The following is a 23,330-nucleotide window of genomic DNA, read 5'->3' as shown; positions in this document are numbered from 1 at the left end:
TACTTCAACTACAATATTTATCCAATTTTTACTTCTTTACTTTGAACGACTCGATTACGGCCCTGCCGTTTCGCTTCATATAGTAATTTATCAGCTTCTTCAATTAATTCAATTGGCTCCTCTTTCCCATTTTTACTACATCCAAAACTCATTGTCACCGAGAACTTTCCACCGTGACAGTAATGTACTTCTTCCGCTACTTTTTGTTTCACATCTATAAGTAGTTCCTCTACAACAGAGGATTGATCTGTATATAATAAGATCGCAAACTCTTCTCCTCCATAGCGAAATACAGTTCCAAGACTTGTAGGAACAGTTGCACTAAGTATTTTGGCAATCTTCTTTAATACTAGATCGCCAACAACATGACCATATTTATCATTAACAGTCTTAAACTCGTCAATATCACAAAATACTAGATAAAAATTGATGTTTTTTTCTTTGGCTATACGTAACTGTTCTTGGAAAGAGCGGTGGTTAAAAAGAGTAGTCAAATGGTCTTTGTTTGCTAGACTTTCAAAAACATTCTTTTCTATAAAATGTTTTCTTTCTCTAGAGACGATAATCCCACCTAAAAACCCAACTAATAGGAAGAATACAAGCTGTGTACTATACGTCATAAAATCAAAAGATAACAGTAGATTTCCTTGAACCGTAAATACAACTGAAAAACCTAAAACAAACAGAAATGAGGCAATAATTGCACCAATAAATTTCCAATAGACAGCAACATGTAAAATGATTAAGTAGGCTATTGGCGTTAAAGGGCTAAAAATACCCCCTGTTAAAGATATTAAGGCAAAAAAAAGCGATGAAATCAAAAAATGGGCCACCTTTTGTCATCAAGGTATACATGAAGGAGTCTTCAGCTGTCCGACGTAAGCAAATATCGGATAATGCCATATAGGTAACCCCAAAAATTAACAAAAATACAAACAAGTATAAGTGTGTTTCGACGGGGTTTGTATTATATCTAACGTAAAAAACTGCGGTAGACACTAGTAGAAAAAACCATCTTAATGAAGAAAATATAATTTCTAACACATGGTCAGATTGGTAAGCTTGTTTAATAAACAGTTTTATTGAGTTCAAAACTATCACTTCCCTAAAATTTCTACTTCTGAGCTTTTTTTCATTTTATGTAAATTACCATTTATTTTACTATACAAGATTGTTTGTATTAAAGGAAGGTAAAACATCCGAAAAAAAACCTGAGGAAAGACATAATTTACTCATGGTCTAATACGAGGAAGTTTTAAATTAGAGTCTTATACTACCTGCTACTTTCTTTCTTTTTTCTGCTAGAACGTTCGTAGAATGAATAACTTTTAGTTTAGTAATATCTTTTTTGCAATAAGGACAATACCATAAACCATCCTTATAGCTACTAAAAGATTCCTCCCAACAATATGGACAAGTCTTCTGATACACAGGTCATCCCCCCTACCACAATTTTACCTATTTACAATGTAGTGGGGGATTAGACTTGAGAATAATTTATATCAACCATTGGGATGATTTTTTGCTTAGGTTTCTTTCATAACCTTCGCATTCTTATATATTTAGACAGTGAACTCTTAAACTACTACTTAAAGAAAAGAGACTATTTTCTTAAGCAGAGAAATAGTCACTTTGACCTTCGGAATGTTTGTTGTTTACAACCAGATAATCATGATCTGGCTTCAAGCCTTCCGTTTCTAGTACTGACAGTAATGCCTCTACCACTTTGTCGTCATAACTATTCTCTCTGGATATTTCAGCTATCACAGCTTTTGAAGATAATGTACCTTCACGATAAGAACGTGGGTTTATCATTGCTAAGTAACTTTCGACTATCCCTAGAGTTTGTGAAAAAACTGGGATTTGATCACCTTTTAGACCATAAGGGTAGCCAGTACCATTAATTTTTTCATGATGATGGGTAAATGCAACCTCTACCTTGCTAAACTCCTCAATCTCTCCAATAATTTCATTACCAAACATGCAGTGTTCCTGAACAAGCTGGTATTCAAATGAGGTTAACCTACCGTCCTTTTCGAATATATAATCTGGACATTTAATCCTACTAACAAAGTGTAATAAAGAAATTAAATACGCTTCGGTTTCAGTGACTTCCTCTTCTGGGAAACGGTCCATGACCAATTTAATTAAGCTACTCATCACTAGTATTTCATTACGGTTAATTTGTGTTTTTCTTTCGATTGTTGGAATAAATGTTTGTAATAAATTCATCACATACTGCTGCTTCTTTTTCGCACTAACATTTTTCCGGTACTCACTAAAGAGTATGTTTGTATGAAAAATAAGCGTAGAAATTAGGCTTGTCCCTATACCAAATAAAAATATATTTGTCAGCGTGAGGGTACTAATATTTTGTATGTACTTTAAATATAATAGGAAACATGAAAAAACAACTAAAAATATTGTAGTCCAGCGGATAAAAATAGCTTTATTTTCAAACAGGCTGATTAGGATTGGGTAAAAGATTAAACCGTACCAAAAAGCCGCATGGTTAAAAGGATTATAGATAGCAAAATAAAGGAGTAGTGTTAGGCAGAGTCCTGCTGCAAGTTCTAATGAATATTTGCGTTTTTGTAAGGTTACTTTTTGTAGTAAATAACATGCTAGAACCATAATGATACTTATTAAGAAACTAATCATAACTGGAGCAGGACTCGCATGTAAGTTAATTAAACCTATAGCATATTCTAAAGAGACCAAAACACCTACGATCAAGATAGCGATACTACCGATTCGATTTTTAAATTGCGTCTCTACCAAAGTCTAAACACTTCCTTTCGGACTGTCTTTTACACTTGAACATACCCTGTTTTCAAAGCAAACAAAACAGCTTGTGAGCGATTAGGTTGTCCTGTTTTTCTTAAGATACTGCTTACGTGTGTTTTTACTGTCGCCTCAGAAATATATAGCTTTTCTGCTATATGAGCATTTGTATAGTTATCAACGATTAATTTAAATACTTCTTTTTCACGGTCTGTTAATGTAATTTCGCTTTGATCACTCTTGGTTTTTGGTTCCTTATTTAACTTCGGTTGAAAACAAGAATATCCCATTAGAACCATTTCAACGGTATTGATGATTTGTTCAGGTAAAGTATCCTTCATAATATATCCATCAACCCCATTGTCTAAGGCACGATAAATATCACCACTATCATCATACGCTGTTAGAATGATGATCTTTGTATTCGGTAAACGCTCCTTCAATCCTTTACTAGATTCAATGACTGACCTTCCAGGCATTTTCAAATCGGAAATAATAATCTCAGGTTGTGTGTTCAAGGCCTTTTCAACTAATTCGTCACCATCTGAAGCCTCATCGACAACAACATACTTTGGGTTACTTTGAAGTAAAATCTTCAAGCCATCTCTGACAATTTGGTGATCATCTGCTAATAAGACATTAACCAACTACTTCAACTCCTTTTCTAGGTATGATTGCGATAATTTCTGTCCCTCTACTTGGTTTAGAACGAACCATTAATTGACCTTGAACTTTACTAACACGTTCTTTCATCCCCTTCATTCCAAAATGATCGCTTGTATCACCCTTATGTAACTCTTCAATACCGATACCGTCATCAATGATTTTCAAGGTCCATTGAATTACCGTGACCTCCAACAAAACAACTACATTACTTGCTTTTGCATGCTTGATGATATTATTGATAGCCTCTTCTGTTATCCTGTATAATGCATCGTTAATCTCAAATGATTCCTCTATCACTCTTCCCTTGGTTACTAGGTCAATGGTCAGATTGCTTCCCTTCATTGCTTTCGTAATTAGAGCTTGAAGTGCATCAACGATATGGTAGCTCTCTTTTCCTTCCATTAAATAGTGAATATGTTCTCTTACCTCTCGGTGACATTGTTGTATTTGAGTTTCCATTTCTTGAATTAGTTGATTTAATTTTGTAGAACTTGGGTCACTGTTTCGAAATTGTTTAATCTGAAATAGTTTAGTCGACAGAAAGAACAATTGTTGAGCAACCCCGTCATGTAAGTCTTGAGCCAACTTTTGACGAATTTCCTGTTTAAGTGAGTTACTGAACTCACTCCTTAAGGCAAGCTTCTTTTTTTGACCCACTAAAAAGGTAGATAGAATATTCAAAAAAATTAGTTCGTACCAATGAATGCTATCTTCAACTAAAATAAATCCCTCATGTGCTTTTTTATCTCCACGAATCGGGAAAAAATAGTATAGCTCTTTTTCACCAGTATGGTTCGTAAGGATGAGTTCCTTTCTCTTTTCCATGTGATACTTATTTCTTTTCGTAATTTCTTTATAGTATAAGTTCCTCTGCCAATCGATTTCATGGTTTCCTTCACTAAACCAGTAGATAAAAACTTTACGATCCTTAAAAATTCGTATTAATTGTTTTTCTACGCGATCGCTTATGATTTGTAACGAATGTAAACCATCTAACTGCTTGATTGCGTAATTAATGCGAAGCATCTGACGGTACCAAGAATTTATTTTTTCTAAAAATAAGTTACTCAGAAAGATTACACAGAAAAGCGAAAGCATGACAAGAACTAGCTGAAAATGAACATTAACCGGTAATAATTCCTCTGAGACTACTAATGGTAGCTGCGTACAAACAATGATATAGATTAATGCAAAAAAATAAAATTTCTTACCAGAATAATAAAAGTTTGCAAAAATAAGCGATGACAACAAATAGATCATAAATGGACTAGTAATTTGTCCAGTACTACTAACCAATACGAAATTTAAAGAGAGATCAATTATAAGTAATAGATATAGGTAACGCTTCTCTATTTGAAAGAAAATTAAACAATAAAAAGCTATGTTTATAATCAGTCCCACCGAGATGATTAGTAAGCCATATGTACTAAAATAAGTGCCATAGAATAAAAAAATTAGTAAGCACAGAGACAATCGGTAGACAATTAGGTACAAATTTCTTTCTTTTACTAAACTATTCATGGAATTTCCCCTATTTTTGGAATAAACTTACAAAACCACTCTAGTTAAATCTTACTATATGTTCTATATATTGAACAACGGGGTTATTTTGTCACCTTTTGTTTAGTTTTCTTGTCATATTGTAGAAAGAAAAATTTTTTTGTCAAAAAAAGGTAAAGAGACTATCACATTAGCGATAGTCCTCACACTTTTTTTGAAAATCTTATAATTTTAACGGCTTGGCTATTTTATAAAATGGGAAAATAGATATAGTTGCATATCCTTTAATATTTTCAATCGATACCGGTCCAACATTTGGATCACGGCTATCTAAGCTTTCCCCTGGTGTCCGATTGTCACCCATCACAAAAATCTTCCCCGGCTGAATCGTTATGGCCGGCATATTATTTGCCTCGCCAATTGTGTGTAGTTCCGGTAATGGTTGTTGGTTTACGTAAACCACTCCATCTTCTATCGAAACTGTATCTCCAGGTACCCCTATTACCCTTTTGATCACATCATAGCCAGCCTCTTCAAGAACGACAATATCTCCATATTTAGGCTCTGAAAAAGTCGCAGATAATTTATTCACTAAAACAAGACTTCCATCACGTAATGAAGGTTGCATCGAATCCCCAGCCACTAATGTAAAACCAACACTACCCTTTATAACGAATACAGCAAGTGTTAAGAAAAAAATGAATTTAACCCAGCCGATGATTTCTTTTTTGGTGTTATTCTTAGGAACTTCAGTTTTCTGTTGTAACCCGTTAGAATCAATTTCTAGTTTAGTTGCATGCATGAGTTATACACCTTCCAGTAGTATAAGGTTTATTACTGTTGTTTTACTTTCTTAATGCATGTATATGTTTATGGCTGATCTTCTTCCTTTACATTCTTCTTCTCTTGACCTTTCTCCTTCTTATCTTCTTTTTTTATTTCTTCTTCTTCCTCTACTTCTTCTATCACATCAGAATCGTTATTGCTAGACGCTGGGTCTGTAGCTTCTTCACCGCTACTAGAAAAGAGAGCGTCAATGGCTTGAGTGGCCTCATTTTGTATTGCAGCTAACTTTGCTTCAATTTGTTGCTTCTCAGCTCCATTGGAAAAATTTGCATTTTTAATCAATTCATCAGCATACTTTTGAATCTCAGCAATAATTTTGTTTGTTTGGGTTTCTGTAAAACTATCGATCTCTTCGGCAGAGCTTTGTAATTTTAATTGGACTTCTTCCTTCAAACGTAGCTTTTGTTCTTCTAATTCACGTTGAACTTCACCCTCCATTTTTACAATGGCTTCATTGGCCTTTTTGCTATACCAATCCTGCAGCAAAGTAGAAATGTTCAGCTCTGAATTAGCAAATGCTACACCCGTCGTCAGCACAAACGTTGTACTTAAAGAAACAAGTCCAATTACAAATTTACGTTTAAACCCTTGTTTTTTTTCAACTTTATATTTATATAACCTACTCATTTTTACTTAACCTCCTTTTATGTAATAGCCAGAAATCCTCGTAGGAGGATTTCTGGTAGTTGAAACTACTACTCGTTAGATACCGTCTACTAGATCTTGGAGATCTTGTATAGCATCACGTTCTAACTCGGCGCCTAACTCTAAAATTGACTCTTTAATCTCTTCTACTAAATCACTAGCAGTATCTTCAATTTCTTTCTTTGCAGCTGCAACCTTTATATCAATGTAGTTTGTAAGCTTATCTACACCATCAGTTTTCGCTTTATCATCTAGTAATCCTTCAATATCTGTTTTCGCTTTTAGAATAGCAGCTTCTAAGTCAAGGACAGCAGCAGACCTTGCACTTTCTACAGCAGTTTCCAAGTTAGTGATGGAAGTTTCACCTTGACCTGCAATAGCATTTAAAACTTCTGTCATAGCCTTTGCTTTTTGTTGACTAATTACTCCGTCTACTACTCCTTCATAGTAAGCTCTCCAATCTTTTAAATTATGAAAGATTAATCCTGCATTAGCTTGACCACCTTTACCGCCAGCCCATTTAGTAATATCATTTGCCATATTAGAAATATCAGTTTTATGTGTACCTAATGCTGAAGTAATTTGTCCCTCTACTCTCCCTGTTTCTGTACTTCCTGCCTCTGATACATCGAGATTTGAGTCAGTAATCAGTTGATTTTTGTCATTTTTTAAATCCTCAACTAAACTTAGTCCATAAATATTAACGTCATTCTCCATCTCTACCTTTTTACTACTAAACAACTCTGTATACCATCTCTCTAATTGTTCTCCAGCATTAGTGTTAGCAAATGCCACACCCATACCTCCGCTTACTAAAGTAACTGTTAATACCCCTGCCGCGATTTTACCTTTAACTGTTTTTAACATTTTAATTTCTCCCTTCGATTTTCACATTTTGGATTTTTTATAATTAATTTTTAAATTGATACCTTGGTAATAAATCCTCAAATAGTTAGTTTTCTTCTTCTACAATTTGTAAGATGAGTTCAGCTATTTCCCGATCAATTTGTTCCTTCTTTTGATCGACATATTGTTGTAAATCGCTTGTGATCTCATGGTTGATAATGTTTTGTTTTGCTTCTTCAATTTGATCAACATAATCTGTAGTTAATGCTGAGATATTATTCACGATACTTGTACTTAGTTCGTTTGTAACATCGTCCAGCTGCTTTTGACTATTAAGAATTAGTTGCTCATTCTCTTCAATTAACTTAGCTAACTCTTGTTGTGATTTTTCATCAGCGTTAGCAGCTACATCTTCTACCACAACTTGGAAAAGCTGATTATACCAAGTTTTGAGAAATTGACCAGAGTCGCCACTAGCATGAATGCTACTAATGCCAAATCCAAAAAATAAGATTAAACATGCTATAATCAGCTTTCCACTCTTGACCTTCAAAGAGTATTTACACCTCCTTCTATATTTTGTTCGTTTGAAAGTTTGTTGTTGCTCTTCTTGTTTACAATATTACTCTCATTTCTGCATCAGGATAATCCGGCAACAGGGTGAACTATCATACCTGTCGGGTTGATTTGAACCTCATCCTAAAGTATAGGTACAGGCTCAGTAGTAAGTCGTAATGTTCAGTGACTACTTGCTTAAACCAATGAATAAACCCTTGATCATATATCAAGGGTTCTAAGGAAACGATATAATTTTCATTTGTAAAATTGGATAGTCATTTATCCTTGGCCGATCTTTATTTTCCGAAAAAGGTTACTTGTCACTAATTACTTCTTCTCTTTATCAGCTTCTTTTTGCAGACGCCGGAACCTTCGTAAATCTGCCTTCCTAATCGGTAATGGTTCATCCTTCAACAACTTGATGATTGAAAACATCAATAATAATAAGATTAAAGTAAAAGGTAAGGCTGAGATTAGTGATGCTGTTTGTAGTGCCTCTAACCCACCTGCATAAAGTAATACCCCTGCTATCGCTGACATCAGCGCTCCCCACACGAGTTTTTCAAAGCGCTGGGGATTTAGAGAGCCTTTCGTAGTCATACTTGCTAAAATGTAGGTCGCAGAGTCTGCCGATGTAACAAGAAACGTAAAGATCAATAAGATTGAGAGTGTATTCAAGAGTCCCGTTAATGGAAAAAAGTCATAGACCTGAAATAAAGCCAATGTAAGGTCTGTATTCACAGCTTCAGCAATTCCAGCATTATTTCTTAAATCATTCCATAAAGCTGCACCACCAAATGTGGCAATCCATAAGCAAGCAATCACAGGTGGTATAATCATGACACCCATAATGAATTCTCGAATTGTTCTTCCTCTTGAGACCCTTGCAACGAAAGCACCCACAAATGGAGACCAAGCAATGGCCCATGCCCAGTAAAAAATTGTCCAGTCACGAACCCATGTCCCCCCCCGGTACGGCTGCATACGTAAACTATAATTAATAAAGTTCGTAAAGTAATCGCCAATAGCCAAGGTAAAGCTCTCCAAAATAAAAACGGTTGGACCAGTAATAAAGACAAATAAAAGCAGACCTAAAGCAAGTCCTAAATTTAAATTACTTAGATATCGAATTCCCTTATCTAGACCAGTACTTGATGATAGCATGTAAGCAATAAACAAAAAGACTAGGATGGCAAATTGTAGGTTTATTGGATTTTCAGGTTTTATAGCCGCGTTCAAGCCACCATTCATTTGCAATATACCTAAGCCAAGCGAAGTCGCAATCCCCATGACGGTTGCTATAACTGCTAAAATATCAATTGTATTTTTAACAACAGGCTTATTACCAGTGATAGGCTCAAGTGCTGTTGAAACCAACCCGTTCTTTTTTTTCCGAAATTGTAAAAAACCTATCACAAGACCGACTATAGCAAAGATCGCCCACTGACTGACACCCCAGTGAAAAAAGGAATAGCCCATAGCAATTCTTGCTGCTTCTATTGTTTGCCCTTCAGTCGCTCGAAATGGTGGTGAAAAAAAGTGACTCATTGGTTCGGCAACACCCCAGAAGACAAGACCAACACCGAATCCAGCTGAGAATAGCATCCCAACCCAGGTGAAAAAGGGGAATTCTGGTCGCTCTTCCTCTCCACCAATTCGAATTGCACCGTATTTACTAATGGCAAGACCTACTAAAAAGATAATAATGATAAAAACGGCAATTAGGTAAAACCATCCAAAGTTAACTGTCGTAAAGTTAAACAAGGCACCTGAAATTAGTCCAAACCCCCTCGGCATAATTGCACCTAGCAGGACTAGTACAAATATGACTGCAGCAGATATTGAAAAAACAGGATTTCTCCAGACTTCTTTTTTCATATTAAACCTCCTAAACATTTCAGTCCTTATATATTCCCCAAACCGACCAATTTCTTCCGACTATCAAACACTTTTTTTGTGATAAATTAGTTCCTTGGGAAATCTCACTAGGTAATTAGAAGCATTTCTTCTACACTTACTATTACAATGATAGTACCAGGTTGTTTTTTCCGAGGGCAAAGTTAGACATTTTTTTACAAATATTGTAATGTATTGTCGACCAAATATTGTATCATTTTACTAGATTTGGCAATATAATCGATTTATAAGCGTGATTTGAAAAATAACTTGGTGGCCACCGAAAACTATTCTTCAGACCGCTAAATCCTAACTACTACTCTAGTAATTAGGTAATTGGGACTAAATAATTTCGGGGAGCATAGAAATATAGCCTTTAATTGGACACTTGGGCTATATCGAGCTAGTAGTGTAACCGACCCGCAAGACGGGGATGCAATGAAGTATAGCCTATAATTGGACACCTGGGCTATATCGAGCTAGTGGTGTAACCGGCCCTCTTATTTAATTATGTCAAAAAATATTAAATTAAGAGGAGAAAAGGAAATGAAAAAAGCAAAAAAATTATCTGTAGTAGTTTTGACTTTGTTGCTTTCTCTTAGCTTGACAACTGGTGCCCTTGCAAGTAATGGTAAAGGTAAAGGCTTAGAAACTGCTCCTGGACAAAGCGCAAATTTCTCAAATGGTATTACAACATTGGTTACTACCTCTGAGATAGTAACTGAAGATTTAAGAGTTGATAGAGAAACCTCCGAAGAGTCTTCCACTGAGACCAAAAGCAGTACGAGTGAAGAATTAGTGGTAGTTGATACAAAAGTAGAAAAAGAATTTCATCCTGCACAAAATTGGTTTAGGTATGTAACTACTACTACTACTCAAAAAACTACTATACAATCATCTTGGGACGAGACTACGACAATTACTACTACTACCACCACTGAAACACCGCTTACTATTACAGAAACTACAGAAACTACTATCACGCACCGAGGTGCTCCGGGAAGTAATGGTAAAGTGTTAAGCGAAACTAGTTTGACTACTAAAGACGTTGTTGAAGGTGTAATGGAGGTTGTTGACATTCAGACCTCTGAGAAAGTTACAAAAGGCGATACTACTACCGAAGTTATTAATGTTACACTATTAACGAATGAGTCAAAAGGCGATTGGAATAAGTAATTAGTTTGATGCCTGGACCACCCTTTTAAAAACGCTGTAGAGTTCTTCCTCTACAGCGCTTTTAGTGTATAAAAAATAAGTATTTTAAAGTCTTGATAACTTATCGTTTAATAGCTTTTTCGGGCTTTGAATTTCCTTTTTTTGAGTCAAATAGTGACTCCAATACATCATTTCCAACCTCCGCTAGCTTCTTCTGCCCTTCAACTGTCGGATGAATATCACCCGCAATCACATATTCAGCTTGATTTGTTCCAAATGCTCCATAAGCATCGGCAACAAAAGCATCACCGTAAATTCCGTTTAACCCACTAATAACATGACCAAATGATTGGTTAATTCCTGGCAAAACTAGTTGACCTATATCGTGTAAAGTATCATTTACCTGAAAAGGATTATACACATTATAAATGACAATCGGTGCATCTGTTAGTGAACGAATTTCAGCAACAATAGAGCCTAAATTTTCAAACAAGTTACTTTTATTAATTTGATCTTGTAGATGATAATTAAACCAAAATGGGTCTCCACCACTTTCAGCATTAGCCACAGCTAACGCCTGCAACAAATCATTATTCCCAATATTCAACGTAATTGCATCGGCCTGCTTAATTGCTTGGCGAAATTTTTGTTCGTTTTCTACAGCATCTAACAGCTGATCTGTTCTCCACCCTGGCACGGCTAAATTTCGAACTCGCATATTTTTATCATCGCCGATTAGGTATGGAAAGGCGTCCTTAGAAGGTGAGTCATTGTCTTCACCAAGGTTATACCCATAAGGAATAGAGTCTCCTAAAGCTAGTAATGATTTTTTTGCATTGTCATTTTTGGCTAATACTGTTGTCGAAAATAAAAGTGTAATTGTTAACAATAAAACAAGCGAACGATAAATTGTTTTCATTCTTTCCCTCCTTAATAGTTAATAGAATCCTATTATAAAAGGGTCATTTTAATTTTACTGTCGATTAATAGAGCTTCTACTAAGAAAAGATGGGGTCTACTTAAAATATCGTTCGACAAAACATAAATACTGTGGCGAAATCCACTGTGACACCCAGAATAATCTTGTTTCACAAAATGTATCATGGAACTATACTTTATCTTTTCAACCTCACCTCGAAGTATCAAATACTACATTTTTTCTATTTACAAAACAAAAAAGCTGCTCCCAATACCATTGAGAACAACTCTTCTAAACTATATTCACATTTTGCGCATATTACCCTTTTAATGCGCTGGGAAAAACACCATTTGGATAGCAAAAATGATACCAAAGATATAAAGAATTGGATGTACTTCTTTTCCTTTTCCACTTACTAGCTTGATCACTGGGTAGGTAATAAATCCAATGGCTATTCCAGTGGCAATGCTTGATGTTAATGGCATTGTTAAGATAATCGCAAATGAAGGAAAGGCATCGTCAAACTTCTTCCAATTTATTTTCGCTAAGCCTTCCATCATGTAGCAACCAACGATGATTAACGCCGGAGCTGTGATGGCCGGAAGCGCGGAAATTGCTGAAACTAGCGGTGAGAAAAACAAGGCAACCATGAAAAGGATTGCTACAACCAATGCCGTTAATCCTGAACGGCCACCAGCTGCGACACCCGCGGATGACTCAATATAAGCTGTCGATGGGCTTGTACCTAACGCAGAACCTACTGTAGTAGCTACGGCATCGGCTGTTAGGGCCGATTTTGCTTTTTTCATTTTGCCGTCTTTCATTAAGCCTGCCTGCTCAGCTACACCGATTAGTGTTCCTGTTGTATCGAAAATTGTTACGAGTAAAAAGGCAAAGACAACCGTATATAAAGCATGTGAAAATACTCCTGCAATGTCGATGTCAAAGAAAACGATCGGCGGTGGTGTTGAAACAATCCCATTGATTTCAAGATGCCCAGTAAAATAACCAACAAGTGCCGTTACTAGCATCCCAATAAACAACGCACCTTTAATATTTCTGGCAATTAAAACGAAAGTAATAAATAAACCAAGGATCGTCAATGCCGTTATTGGCGAGCGCAAATCTCCAATTGTTACGAGTGTCGCCGGGCTGGCTACGACTAACCCTGACATTTGTAATCCAATAAACGCGATAAATAAACCAATTCCTGATGTAATACCATATTTAATAGAAGCTGGAATCGATTGAATGAGCATTTCACGAAACTTTGTAAATGTTAAAAGCAAAAACAAAAGACCAGCCAAAAAGACTGTACCAAAAACGACCTGATAGCTGACTCCTTGGGAAATGACAACACTTGTAAAATAAGCATTCAATCCCATCCCCGGGGCAACTGCAATCGGATAATTTGCTGAAAATGCCATGATTAACGTACCAATAACGGCTGCTAAAATTGTGGCAATAAACACTTGGTCAAACGGAACTCCCGCAGCTGATAAAATCGCCGGATTGACAACTACGATGTATACCATGGTCAAAAATGTCGTAAAACCAGCTATCACTTCTGTTCTGACATTCGTTCCTAACTCATTTAACTTAAATAACCGTTCCATCTACAAAACCTCCAGAAAAATATAGATTCCTAGCCACACTCGTAGTTAGGAATTTGCGGTCCCTTGTAGAAACTCCTAGCCCATATTACCAGGAATATACGAACGAATAATTTTATTTAAACTTTTTTTTACAACGTTTTTAATATTAAGCGAACATTAATAATGTGTCAATAATAATTGTTCGTATTTAATTTAATAAAATATTATTTTAATAACAATTGAAAGAAAGCTGGTAGAAACTTATAATTATTACAGTAAACTAATATTTTTGGAAATAAGTAGGTGATCTTGATTGACTGAACAGTTATTAGTACTAGCCAAAAAGCATCAGGATGAACATAAATGGCAAAAAGCCATTGAATGTTTCGAGCAATACCTTGAAGAAAATAGAGAGTCATGTTCAGATACAGTCTATGTTTCATATGCTAGAAGCTTACGGATCGTTGGGCAAACCACGCTCGTAAAAGAGGTTCTCGATGAAGGTCAAAAAAGGTTTCCAACAAGTGAACACATCTTAGTAGAGTTGTACAAACTGTATGATTTTTTAGGCGAGTGGGACGCGGCAAAAGATGTCGCAATGAAGCTACTGAAACGTAATCCGAAACAAGCAGATTACCATTTTCGCTTAGGTAGAAGCTACTCGTTTCTACTAAATAACAAAAAAGCGAAAAAATCCTACCAAACTGCCTTAGAATATAAACATAACTTGCCTTTTTCTGAACTTGTCCAAACCATTCAAAGAGGCTTTACGGATAACTTCAACACTGTTACATCAAGCTACGTCTTCATAGACGGGAAAAACAACCTAGGTGCCTTTGTTCATCACGACGGCGAGCACAGGTTGTTTACAAAGATCTCTAACTATACAAATAAAAACAATGGGGCTGGTCGCGAAGAAGCTTTCTACAGCAATCTGTGTAGTAGTTTTCCGCAGTTAAATAATCTAGTTCCTCGTTTTGTAAATTCACAAATCATTGATAAAGTCTCTTACCTAACACTAGAAATGATCAATGCAAGTCCAGTTGGTCCTGTTCATATAAAGAAAGTGATTGATACATCTCAAGTAATCGCAACAATTGACTATCACCAACTTGCCCCTAGCTACAAGCTACCTAACTATGTCTTTCAATTTAGAAAAGGTCGAGCCATTTCTGTTGTTCACTTTTTTACGCAGATCCATGAAGAAGCTTACAATAAAAAATTATTTAAAGCGATTAACTTGATAATGAAACAGCACCAATACCCAAAAGAGGTTCGTTTATTAATGAAGCGCCTCGAATCTGCCATTATGAACCACCATTTATATTCGTATATAAAACCTGAAAAGCATTATTCATTACTACACGGTGATTTTGCTTTTCAAAATATTTTAGTAGACAAAGATACCGAAAGACCATATGTAATCGACTGGACTTCACATACGCTTGGACCACATTTTATTGATCTTGCTAGATATTTTACGAGTCTACTTCTCCCCTATGCCCAAGTAAAAGAACTGTACTTAAATGAAGCAGATAAAAAGCTAAGCCAGATCGAACAAATTTTTTTCCACTATGCGTTAATCCTTTTTACTTTCAAAAATTAAGTAAGAAAGGCATCGAAACAGAATTATCGGAGTTTATCCTGCCAGCTTTAGAGGATTTAGAATACTTAGTGCTGAAATTTACATTAGCTAATGAAGGTGATCTGGTGAACGAAGAAAATCGACCAACTTTAGAGGAACTAAAAGAACAAGAATTACGAATTGAACAACTAACACAAAAGGTTGCTGTTTTAGAGGCGGAAAGAAAGTACCTGCATCAACGTCTTCATTCCCTACTTAACAGTAAGTCATGGAAGCTAACTGCTCCACTTCGTATTTTTACATCTAAGAATAGGTAAAAAAGAGACACACTTCCCAAAAGGAAAATGTGTCTCTTTCATTTGGTTATTCATTCAGTAGCTCCAGTCGATAACTGGCCAAGATAGCGAAATACACAATAAGGCAAATAAACGCTCAAAGCTTCTTATCTATTCCGGTGTCCCACTAAAAGAAGAGGTTCTTTCGTTATGAACTCTATGGAAGAAATCCAACTGGCTTATGGTAATTATCAAGAAGGAAAGTTTGGATATCCGAGTGTAAGGTGAATCTTTTCGGTGATTTACATAATTTGTATAATAAAGTATTATTACTATAGATATAGGTATTTCACTGGCTTGTTTCTTAAGTATTGTTAGATACGCAACAATCTATCAGGAAAGGTCTCTTAATTAAAGGCTTTTTTCGTAAACATTATGGGCTATATGGACAATAATTCGAGTTTAAATACTTGAAATGTTTGAAAAAATTATCGAGACTTTGATATATCGTGAATCTTTGAGAAAACAGTCTAATTTATTATGCGGGACGGAGTGAACGATCGTGAATAAGGATACAGCCGAACAATCAATTGAAACTCTTGAAGAAGAATTACAATTATATAAACGCCTCATCGCAGATCTTCCTTTCGAGATAAATTATTATGATGAAATAACTAACAAACAAGTTACGAAAAAAAGCAACGAAAGAACTCTTACAATTATCCCAGAAGAACAAGTGAAAATAGAAGAAGAACAAAGTCCCTTCTATTTTCCGATGCTCGAACATCATTTTGAAAGGCTTGAGCAGTTTTTAAAACCTCTCTTTGATTTAGTCCCACATCACATTGTTATTATTGATAAAAATGGTTTAGTCACACTTTGCAACCAACAAACACTCGATGATTTTAATGTCAGCTTAGAAAATGTTCTTGGTAAGCCTATTCAAGACTTATTGCAGATTGATGAAAGCCAAATTAGGCTCCTCCAAACATTGAGGACTGGAAAAGAAATCGTTAGTGAAGAGGTTCTAGATAAAAATTATGGGATCTGTAATACTAGAATTATCTACGATCAGTTCGGAAACCTTGTCAGAGTGATTAGTCTTTTTCATTTTTTAAATCCACTCAAAGAGGCAGAAAAGATGAATATGATTGGGCAAATATCTGCTAGTATTGCCCATGAAATAAGGAATCCCCTAACAACCGTTCGAGGATATTTGCAGTTGATGTCACAGGAAGAAATCCCAATTGCTGCAGACCTCTTAAGCAGCTTACTAATACCAGAATTGGATCGAGCAAATAAAATCATTAGTGATTTCCTAACGGTTTCAAAAAATGCTCCCGTAAAGAGAACTCCCGAAAAGATTGCTAGCTTTTTTACTCATTTTAAAAACCTAATGTACAGTGAAGCAATGATGAGGGACGTTGAGCTCATCGTTGCTTTAGATGAGGAATTAACTGATACAATTGTTTTAATCAATCATAACGAATTACTTCAAGTGTTTATTAACCTATTTAACAATTCAATTGATTCCAAGCAAGACACTCAACCATTAGTAATCTCAATAGAAGGAAAGAAGCTCAATAATGATATTCACATTATCTTCAAAGATAATGGTATTGGCATGAGTGAAAGTAGTCTAAGATATATTTTCGACCCTTTCTTTTCAACAAAGGAAACAGGCACTGGTTTGGGCTTATCATTATCAAAAAAAATCATCGAATTACATAATGGTTCGATTTCCGTTTCTAGTACTCTTCATAAAGGCACCCGCTTTTTTATTACACTGCCAATTAATAATACGAATTAAAATAAGGCTTAGCATCGTTTTGCTAAGCCTTTGCTTTTTGCTAGAAGTTAACCTCTACCTCTTCTCTACGAAAAACATAGAAATGGCACCTAAACCGACATGGGTGCCAACCGAAACTCCCATTTGCATAATATGGATATCCCCAGAAAAATCGGTTTCCTTTTCAATTTTCACCTTTAGATTTTCAGCGACTTTTATATCCGATGTGTATCCGATAATAATAAATTCTGTAATCTCTTTATTATTTCTTTTAATAAACTCGTCAACATAATGCTGAAGTACCCGCTTGAGACCCCTTACCTTTGCAACGATTGCTCCTTTTCCAGCCTTCATCGTCATAATTGGTTTTAGCATTAAAATTTTTCCTATTATTGCACTTGCATTTGTAAGCCTTCCACTCTTAATTAAATGATCTAAATCGTCAACTGAGAGGAAATGCTTTACATTTACCTTATATTCTTCATTAAATTTGACTATTTCCTCAAATGAGGCGCCTCGTTCTCTCATCAATGCACTTTTCATAATTAACCAACCACTTCCATGGCTCATACATTTTGAGTCAACAATATGTATTTTCACACTTGAATCTGGACTTTCCTCATAGAAATAAGATTTCGCTAATTCTGCTGATTGATATGACCCACTAGTTCCACTAGACATACATATACATAAAATTTCATTATATCCATCTTTAATGGCGTCCTTTATTATTTGTAAATATTCCGCTGGACTAGGCATACCTGTTGTTGGAAACTCTGGTAGCGCCTCCATAATTCCATAGAAATAGTCAGGTTCAATATCTACCCTATCTTTATAGATTTTCCCCTCAATATTAATTGTAAGAGGTGCTAGGCTAATGTCGTATAACTCAAGTATCTCCGTAGATAAATCGCAAGTTGAATCCGCCATAATTTTTATCATCTTTATCCTCCAATAAGTAACTGAACTACTATTAGCTTAACCCAATCACCCTGTATTTTATTTCTAGTTTCTTACTTTGATGCTATTCATTAGCTTTATCTGTTGTATCAGATAAGCTAGAAAAGATACCAGCCAAAGTTAGTCTATTGCCCTATATTCAATAATTGTTATTAAACATAAAAATACCCCTCGGATAGTGTCCGAGAGGCAATTATCTCATACTACATTTATAAATAATACTCTGTAATCAACAAGATAACGGCACTTGAAATTACTAGGGCGTTCGACTGTTACTCCCCGAAAATTAACATTCAACAATATAATCTAAAATTGAATGATGATGCCTATTTTAGTTTACCGATTATATGTAGGAAAGTAAAAAAACTTTAAGTTAAGGAGCAAAACTACTAGAGTGACTGAATGAATATACCCTATACAACACTAAAATCTTTTGAATTACACTTTGCTTTAGTTCTAAAACATGTGCGTCTTATCTAATTTTCAGTTTGCTACGTTAAACGTACAATACTCCCTTAAACAGTACGCATAAGATATTGTGTTCTCAAATAAATGCAAAGGGAGTGAACTTATGAGTGAAAAGGAGAAATCGTCTTGGAAACATTTTCAACATTCAGCCTCCATTGGCAAGTGTCCAAATGAAAATGTATCCCCTAACGTGAATCCAAATGCTAGAGTAGCTAAAGTACCAGTTTTATTAGCTGAATTAGCAGTACGTACTAATCTAGTAGCCAATATTACCTTTCCAGAAGATGTATTAGAAATTAAGGATATTAAAAAACGCGTACAACTTGTTCAGTGTCGCCTACTAGTGCCTAGTAATCAACTATTTATTAAAGGGTATGTTGAAAAAAATATTCAATATGTTACTCCTATCCCAAAGGAGACAAATTCAAAATCCATTAATTCAAAGTATCGTTCATATACAGTAAAAGTACCTTTTGAGTGTACTACTGAAATTAGTGAGTTTTTGACTAACCCATTAGATGTTAGACTTAATCAACGTCAAGAGTTTGATTTTATGATCTCTCAACCTTTACCAGAAGGTTACCCTGAAAAAGATCAACTTCTATCCAGCGACCTTTCCCAATTCCATCAAGATAGTACTCAACATTATAATGAGCTTCCGTTCTGTGATTTAGTATCTAGTCGTATTATTGAATGGGATGAAGCCACAGATAGGATACCTTTACAAGGTGGGTCTAAATTTGAAGGAGTCTTTAGAAATGTTGTAGAAAAAATGACAGTAATCTTAACTATTAAGTTACTTCAAATGCAGCAAGTTCCAATAACAGGGGGAGTGACGGGACCTACGGGGCCAACTGGACCTGCCGGAGGTCCTCCCGGACCTACTGGACCGACCGGGCCGACCGGGCCGACCGGGCCGACTGGGCCGACTGGAACGACCGGACCTACGGGGCCGACCGGACCGACCGGACCGACGGGGCCGACGGGGCCGACTGGACCTACGGGACCGACGGGGCCGACGGGGCCGACCGGACCGACGGGACCTACTGGGCCGACTGGGCCGACCGGACCGACGGGGCCGACTGGACCGACGGGGCCGACGGGGCCGACGGGGCCGACCGGACCGACGGGGCCGACGGGGCCGACCGGACCGACGGGGCCGACCGGACCGACGGGGCCGACCGGACCGACCGGACCGACGGGGCCGACGGGGCCGACCGGACCGACGGGGCCGACTGGGCCGACTGGGCCGACGGGGCCGACCGGACCGACTGGAACGACTGGGCCGACTGGACCGACGGGGCCGACTGGACCTACTGGAACGACCGGACCGACTGGACCGACCGGACCGACTGGACCGACCGGACCGACCGGACCGACCGGACCGACGGGACCGACCGGACCGACCGGACCGACTGGAACGACCGGACCTACGGGACCGACCGGACCGACCGGGCCGACTGGACCGACTGGACCTACGGGGCCGACCGGGCCGACTGGACCGACCGGACCGACTGGAACGACTGGGCCGACTGGGCCGACTGGACCGACCGGACCGACTGGAACGACTGGGCCGACCGGACCGACCGGACCTACGGGGCCGACGGGGCCGACCGGACCTACTGGGCCGACTGGACCTACGGGGCCGACTGGACCTACGGGGCCGACTGGACCTACGGGACCTACTGGGCCGACGGGGCCGACGGGGCCGACGGGGCCGACCGGACCGACTGGGCCGACGGGGCCGACTGGAACGACTGGGCCGACTGGGCCGACTGGACCGACCGGACCGACTGGAACGACTGGGCCGACCGGACCGACCGGACCTACGGGGCCGACGGGGCCGACCGGACCTACTGGGCCGACTGGACCTACGGGGCCGACTGGACCTACGGGGCCGACTGGACCTACGGGGCCGACTGGACCTACGGGACCTACTGGGCCGACGGGGCCGACTGGAACGACTGGGCCGACTGGAACGACTGGACCTACTGGAACGACTGGGCCGACGGGGCCGACGGGGCCGACCGGACCTACGGGGCCGACTGGGCCGACCGGACCTACTGGAACGACTGGACCTACTGGAACGACCGGACCGACCGGACCTACGGGGCCGACGGGGCCGACCGGACCTACGGGGCCGACGGGGCCGACCGGACCTACGGGGCCGACTGGAACGACTGGACCGACCGGACCTACGGGGCCGACGGGACCGACCGGACCTACGGGACCGACTGGGCCGACGGGGCCGACTGGACCGACCGGACCTACGGGACCTACGGGGCCGACGGGGCCGACTGGACCTACGGGGCCGACGGGGCCGACGGGGCCGACTGGACCTACGGGGCCGACGGGGCCGACCGGACCTACGGGGCCGACGGGACCTACGGGGCCGACGGGGCCGACCGGACCTACGGGGCCGACGGGACCTACGGGGCCGACGGGGCCGACCGGACCTACGGGGCCGACTGGAACGACCGGGCCGACTGGAACGACTGGAACGACTGGAACGACGGGGCCAACTGGAACGATGGGGCCGACTGGGCCGACTGGAACGACTGGAACGACCGGGCCGACGGGACCAACTGGAACGACTGGAACGACTGGACCTACGGGGCCGACTGGAACGACCGGGCCGACTGGAACGACTGGAACGACTGGGCCGACCGGACCTACGGGGCCGACTGGACCTCAGGGACTGCCTGGAGGAGTATTGGACTTTGCAGATTTTTTTGCATTAATGCCTAATGATAATACTGCAACAGTTGCAGCAGGTGAGGATGTAGATTTCCCTCAAGATGGACCTAATAGTGATGGTGGAATTTTCCGTGCTAGTGCAGATACGTTTACCTTGTCTGACATTGGTACTTATCAGGTCTTGTTTCAAGTGAGCGTCTCCGAACCAGGTCAACTTGTTCTAACTCTCAATGGTAATGATTTAGCATATACGGTGGTCGGGCGAGCAACTGGTACTACTCAGATAGTAGGTATTTCTCTCGTTACAACAACAACTATCGATTCACTCCTCACTGTTCGAAACCCTGCGGGGAATACTCCTGCTCTAACCATTACTCCTTTCGCAGGAGGAACAAGACCAGTTTCAGCACACCTTGTAATCACGCGACTCCGATAGGCTAAAGAAAACTTCACAGTGAATCCTTGAAATTAACAAAAAATGTGCCTGCTGACTAGTAGATCGGCTACACATAACTGGAGAAAAAATTAAGTCCTGCCATTTCAAGGAAATATATGGTATATCATCTTAATAAACGCAGTTGTCTATACGGATCGTGCTTTAAATGATAATTGCGAAGTAATTCCTGAAAAAAAGAAAACTAATTACCACTAACGGGTTCCGTTTACTATCACAAAACTCAATTATACACTATGAAATGTTTGCCTAATTGCACCGCAAAACGCGGTGCTTTTTGTATATAAAAATGGTCCAGTTTTAAGAAAAATGGACCATAACTTGTATTCTCATTTTCAATCGTTTGTTCAAATAAAGCACCAAAGTAAAACCTTTAAAAATCTCATGGTTATTCTTAAAGAAATAAAATAATACCAAAAAATAACGAAATAGGTCGTAATAATAATAGTGGACTACTCGTATCCATACTCAGTTGAGTGGAAAGTCGAGACAATTTTTATATAGAAAATACATCTAACTTGAATTATATGAAATATAACTTAATTCATACTAGTTTGAAATTGTTTGTTGCGCAGTATCTAGTCAAATATGCAGTAACTTATTGAATCAAATACTTTTTATGCTGCTCTCGCTTTCGCTCATGAGTAATCTTTGCATATCTAAGTGTTGTATCTGGTGAACTATGTCCTAACAGTTCTTGAATCGCAACTAATTCAGCACCACTAGTTAAGGTTAAAGTAGCAAAAGTGTGTCTCAAAACATGGGGACTTACTTTGTCTTGTAAACCTGCTTTTTGAGCGATTATATCTATTTCTCTTTGTATTCCTCGTTTAGATAATCTTCTATAAGGTTTTCTCTCTGTAACCACCAAGGATTCACAATTGTCATTTCTTCCTTTTATATATTTACCTAAATGATACATCGCTCTAATTGAAAAATAGGCTTCCCTTTGTTTATCACCTTTACCAATAACTAATGTGCTCATATTTTGTAGATTGATATCAGCTTTATCTAACCATGAACTTCAGACAATCTACAACCCGTTGCATACAATATTTCTAGAAAAGCATGCTACCGGACTGTATCGCAGGATTCTCTTAAACAATTCTAGTTCTTCGATTGATAATGATTTCGGGAGTCGGTATTCATCTTTTGGCGCTTTTAACTTGGTAGTTGGATCACACTTAATATATTCTTCTGAAGCTAACCAACTAAAAAAAACTCTTTAAAACAGATAATTTCTTTCTAATTGTGCTCATTTTTAGGGTACCATCTTGACTTAAATACATTCTAACATCTGCTGTAGCTATGTCCTCAGCCTTTTTTTTTACGATATCAGCAAACATACTTAATTCCATGAGGTAGTTGTCTAGAGTAATAGAACTTAAACCTTCTAGCTTTTTTGCCGAGATGAAACATTGTATTTTATCCTCAAGGTCTGGATGTACCTCACCTAACTCAACTCTTTGAAAATAATACTCTGATAGAACAGTAGATAATTTATTCTTTGTACTTTCCACTTCAATATTAGGATACAAATCTTTTAAAGCAGAAACTAAATCTGATAATATTTGCTCACCTAGATTCATAATAATCAACTCTCCTTAGCAATCCTGTAGAGCGTTAATTATCAGGTTTGAAAAAATAGAGCCCCTCAGTAAGATATGAGAATAGACATCACTCTAAAACTCA

At 38.5% G+C, this 23,330-nt stretch carries 20 protein-coding genes and 2 riboswitches; of the genes, 6 read left to right on the top strand and 14 right to left on the bottom strand.

From position 1 onward, the window contains the following. Nucleotides 1-17: 17 nt before the first annotated feature. The 9 genes from H1D32_RS21835 to H1D32_RS21795 all read right to left on the bottom strand — a co-directional run bounded on the left by H1D32_RS21835 (nucleotide 18) and on the right by H1D32_RS21795 (nucleotide 9,723). Complete coding sequence (locus H1D32_RS21835; protein WP_261180313.1) at nucleotides 18-821, bottom strand: GGDEF domain-containing protein; 804 nt, start codon at nucleotides 819-821, stop codon at nucleotides 18-20. 790 nt (nucleotides 822-1,611) lie between these two features. Then, nucleotides 1,612-2,781: an HD-GYP domain-containing protein gene (locus tag H1D32_RS21830; RefSeq protein ID WP_261180312.1), complete on the bottom strand. Its 1,170-nt coding sequence runs from the start codon at nucleotides 2,779-2,781 to the stop codon at nucleotides 1,612-1,614. 29 nt (nucleotides 2,782-2,810) lie between these two features. Then, nucleotides 2,811-3,431, bottom strand: a complete 621-nt coding sequence (locus H1D32_RS21825; RefSeq protein ID WP_261180311.1) for a response regulator — start codon at nucleotides 3,429-3,431, stop codon at nucleotides 2,811-2,813. Continuing rightward, nucleotides 3,424-4,971 (bottom strand): sensor histidine kinase, encoded by a 1,548-nt coding sequence (locus H1D32_RS21820; RefSeq protein ID WP_261180310.1) that lies wholly within the window; start codon nucleotides 4,969-4,971, stop codon nucleotides 3,424-3,426. The genes H1D32_RS21825 and H1D32_RS21820 overlap by 8 nt, the downstream gene beginning before the upstream one ends. Before the next feature lie 202 nt (nucleotides 4,972-5,173). Continuing rightward, a complete protein-coding gene (gene lepB, locus H1D32_RS21815; protein ID WP_261180309.1) occupies nucleotides 5,174-5,752 on the bottom strand; it encodes a signal peptidase I in 579 nt (192 codons plus the stop codon). A 68-nt stretch (nucleotides 5,753-5,820) separates the two neighbouring features. Then, complete coding sequence (locus H1D32_RS21810; RefSeq protein ID WP_261180308.1) at nucleotides 5,821-6,423, bottom strand: hypothetical protein; 603 nt, start codon at nucleotides 6,421-6,423, stop codon at nucleotides 5,821-5,823. A 75-nt stretch (nucleotides 6,424-6,498) separates the two neighbouring features. Further along, nucleotides 6,499-7,308 carry a hypothetical protein gene (locus tag H1D32_RS21805; protein WP_261180307.1) on the bottom strand — a complete coding sequence of 270 codons (810 nt, stop codon included), beginning with the start codon at nucleotides 7,306-7,308 and terminating at the stop codon, nucleotides 6,499-6,501. 85 nt (nucleotides 7,309-7,393) lie between these two features. Beyond that, nucleotides 7,394-7,840, bottom strand: a complete 447-nt coding sequence (locus H1D32_RS21800) for a hypothetical protein (RefSeq protein WP_261180306.1) — start codon at nucleotides 7,838-7,840, stop codon at nucleotides 7,394-7,396. 332 nt (nucleotides 7,841-8,172) lie between these two features. Beyond that, complete coding sequence (locus tag H1D32_RS21795) at nucleotides 8,173-9,723, bottom strand: BCCT family transporter (RefSeq protein WP_261180305.1); 1,551 nt, start codon at nucleotides 9,721-9,723, stop codon at nucleotides 8,173-8,175. A gap of 364 nt (nucleotides 9,724-10,087) precedes the next feature. Next, a riboswitch (cyclic di-GMP riboswitch) is annotated at nucleotides 10,088-10,171 on the top strand. 116 nt (nucleotides 10,172-10,287) lie between these two features. On the opposite strand from H1D32_RS21795, the gene H1D32_RS21790 reads away from it, so the two are divergent. Then, nucleotides 10,288-10,917: a hypothetical protein gene (locus H1D32_RS21790; protein ID WP_261180304.1), complete on the top strand. Its 630-nt coding sequence runs from the start codon at nucleotides 10,288-10,290 to the stop codon at nucleotides 10,915-10,917. Between the two features lie 100 nt (nucleotides 10,918-11,017). On the opposite strand, the gene H1D32_RS21785 is transcribed toward H1D32_RS21790, so the two are convergent. Then, a complete protein-coding gene (locus tag H1D32_RS21785; protein ID WP_261180303.1) occupies nucleotides 11,018-11,815 on the bottom strand; it encodes a GDSL-type esterase/lipase family protein in 798 nt (265 codons plus the stop codon). A 326-nt stretch (nucleotides 11,816-12,141) separates the two neighbouring features. Further along, complete coding sequence (locus H1D32_RS21780) at nucleotides 12,142-13,431, bottom strand: NCS2 family permease (RefSeq protein ID WP_261180302.1); 1,290 nt, start codon at nucleotides 13,429-13,431, stop codon at nucleotides 12,142-12,144. A gap of 22 nt (nucleotides 13,432-13,453) precedes the next feature. Then, nucleotides 13,454-13,553: riboswitch (purine riboswitch) on the bottom strand. 170 nt (nucleotides 13,554-13,723) lie between these two features. Here H1D32_RS21780 and H1D32_RS21775 point away from each other — a divergent pair. The 4 genes from H1D32_RS21775 to H1D32_RS21765 all read left to right on the top strand — a co-directional run bounded on the left by H1D32_RS21775 (nucleotide 13,724) and on the right by H1D32_RS21765 (nucleotide 17,080). After that, the gene (locus tag H1D32_RS21775) at nucleotides 13,724-15,016 is read left to right on the top strand and encodes a phosphotransferase (protein WP_261180301.1); all 1,293 of its coding nucleotides are present in this window, start codon (nucleotides 13,724-13,726) and stop codon (nucleotides 15,014-15,016) included. Between the two features lie 68 nt (nucleotides 15,017-15,084). After that, nucleotides 15,085-15,312 (top strand): hypothetical protein, encoded by a 228-nt coding sequence (locus tag H1D32_RS21770; protein WP_261180300.1) that lies wholly within the window; start codon nucleotides 15,085-15,087, stop codon nucleotides 15,310-15,312. A 168-nt stretch (nucleotides 15,313-15,480) separates the two neighbouring features. After that, complete coding sequence (locus H1D32_RS25570; RefSeq protein WP_396126309.1) at nucleotides 15,481-15,558, top strand: hypothetical protein; 78 nt, start codon at nucleotides 15,481-15,483, stop codon at nucleotides 15,556-15,558. Nucleotides 15,559-15,832: 274 nt separating this feature from the next. Continuing rightward, nucleotides 15,833-17,080, top strand: a complete 1,248-nt coding sequence (locus H1D32_RS21765) for a two-component system sensor histidine kinase NtrB (RefSeq protein WP_261180299.1) — start codon at nucleotides 15,833-15,835, stop codon at nucleotides 17,078-17,080. A gap of 54 nt (nucleotides 17,081-17,134) precedes the next feature. On the opposite strand, the gene H1D32_RS21760 is transcribed toward H1D32_RS21765, so the two are convergent. Next, complete coding sequence (locus H1D32_RS21760) at nucleotides 17,135-18,001, bottom strand: DegV family protein (RefSeq protein ID WP_261180298.1); 867 nt, start codon at nucleotides 17,999-18,001, stop codon at nucleotides 17,135-17,137. Nucleotides 18,002-18,590: 589 nt separating this feature from the next. Here H1D32_RS21760 and H1D32_RS25160 point away from each other — a divergent pair. After that, nucleotides 18,591-21,620, top strand: coding sequence for a CsxC family protein (locus H1D32_RS25160; protein ID WP_314733480.1), 3,030 nt, complete (start codon nucleotides 18,591-18,593; stop codon nucleotides 21,618-21,620). Between the two features lie 616 nt (nucleotides 21,621-22,236). On the opposite strand, the gene H1D32_RS21750 is transcribed toward H1D32_RS25160, so the two are convergent. Together H1D32_RS21750 and H1D32_RS21745 are read right to left on the bottom strand one after the other, a co-directional pair. After that, nucleotides 22,237-22,623 carry a tyrosine-type recombinase/integrase gene (locus H1D32_RS21750; protein ID WP_261180297.1) on the bottom strand — a complete coding sequence of 129 codons (387 nt, stop codon included), beginning with the start codon at nucleotides 22,621-22,623 and terminating at the stop codon, nucleotides 22,237-22,239. Nucleotides 22,624-22,849: 226 nt separating this feature from the next. Further along, nucleotides 22,850-23,227, bottom strand: coding sequence for a site-specific integrase (locus H1D32_RS21745; protein WP_261180295.1), 378 nt, complete (start codon nucleotides 23,225-23,227; stop codon nucleotides 22,850-22,852). Nucleotides 23,228-23,330 lie beyond the last annotated feature (103 nt).

The organism is Anaerobacillus sp. CMMVII (assembly GCF_025377685.1).
Taxonomy (GTDB): domain Bacteria; phylum Bacillota; class Bacilli; order Bacillales; family Anaerobacillaceae; genus Anaerobacillus.
The sequence above is the reverse complement of the archived record's forward strand: the minus strand, read 5'-3'. Positions and strand labels throughout refer to the sequence as shown.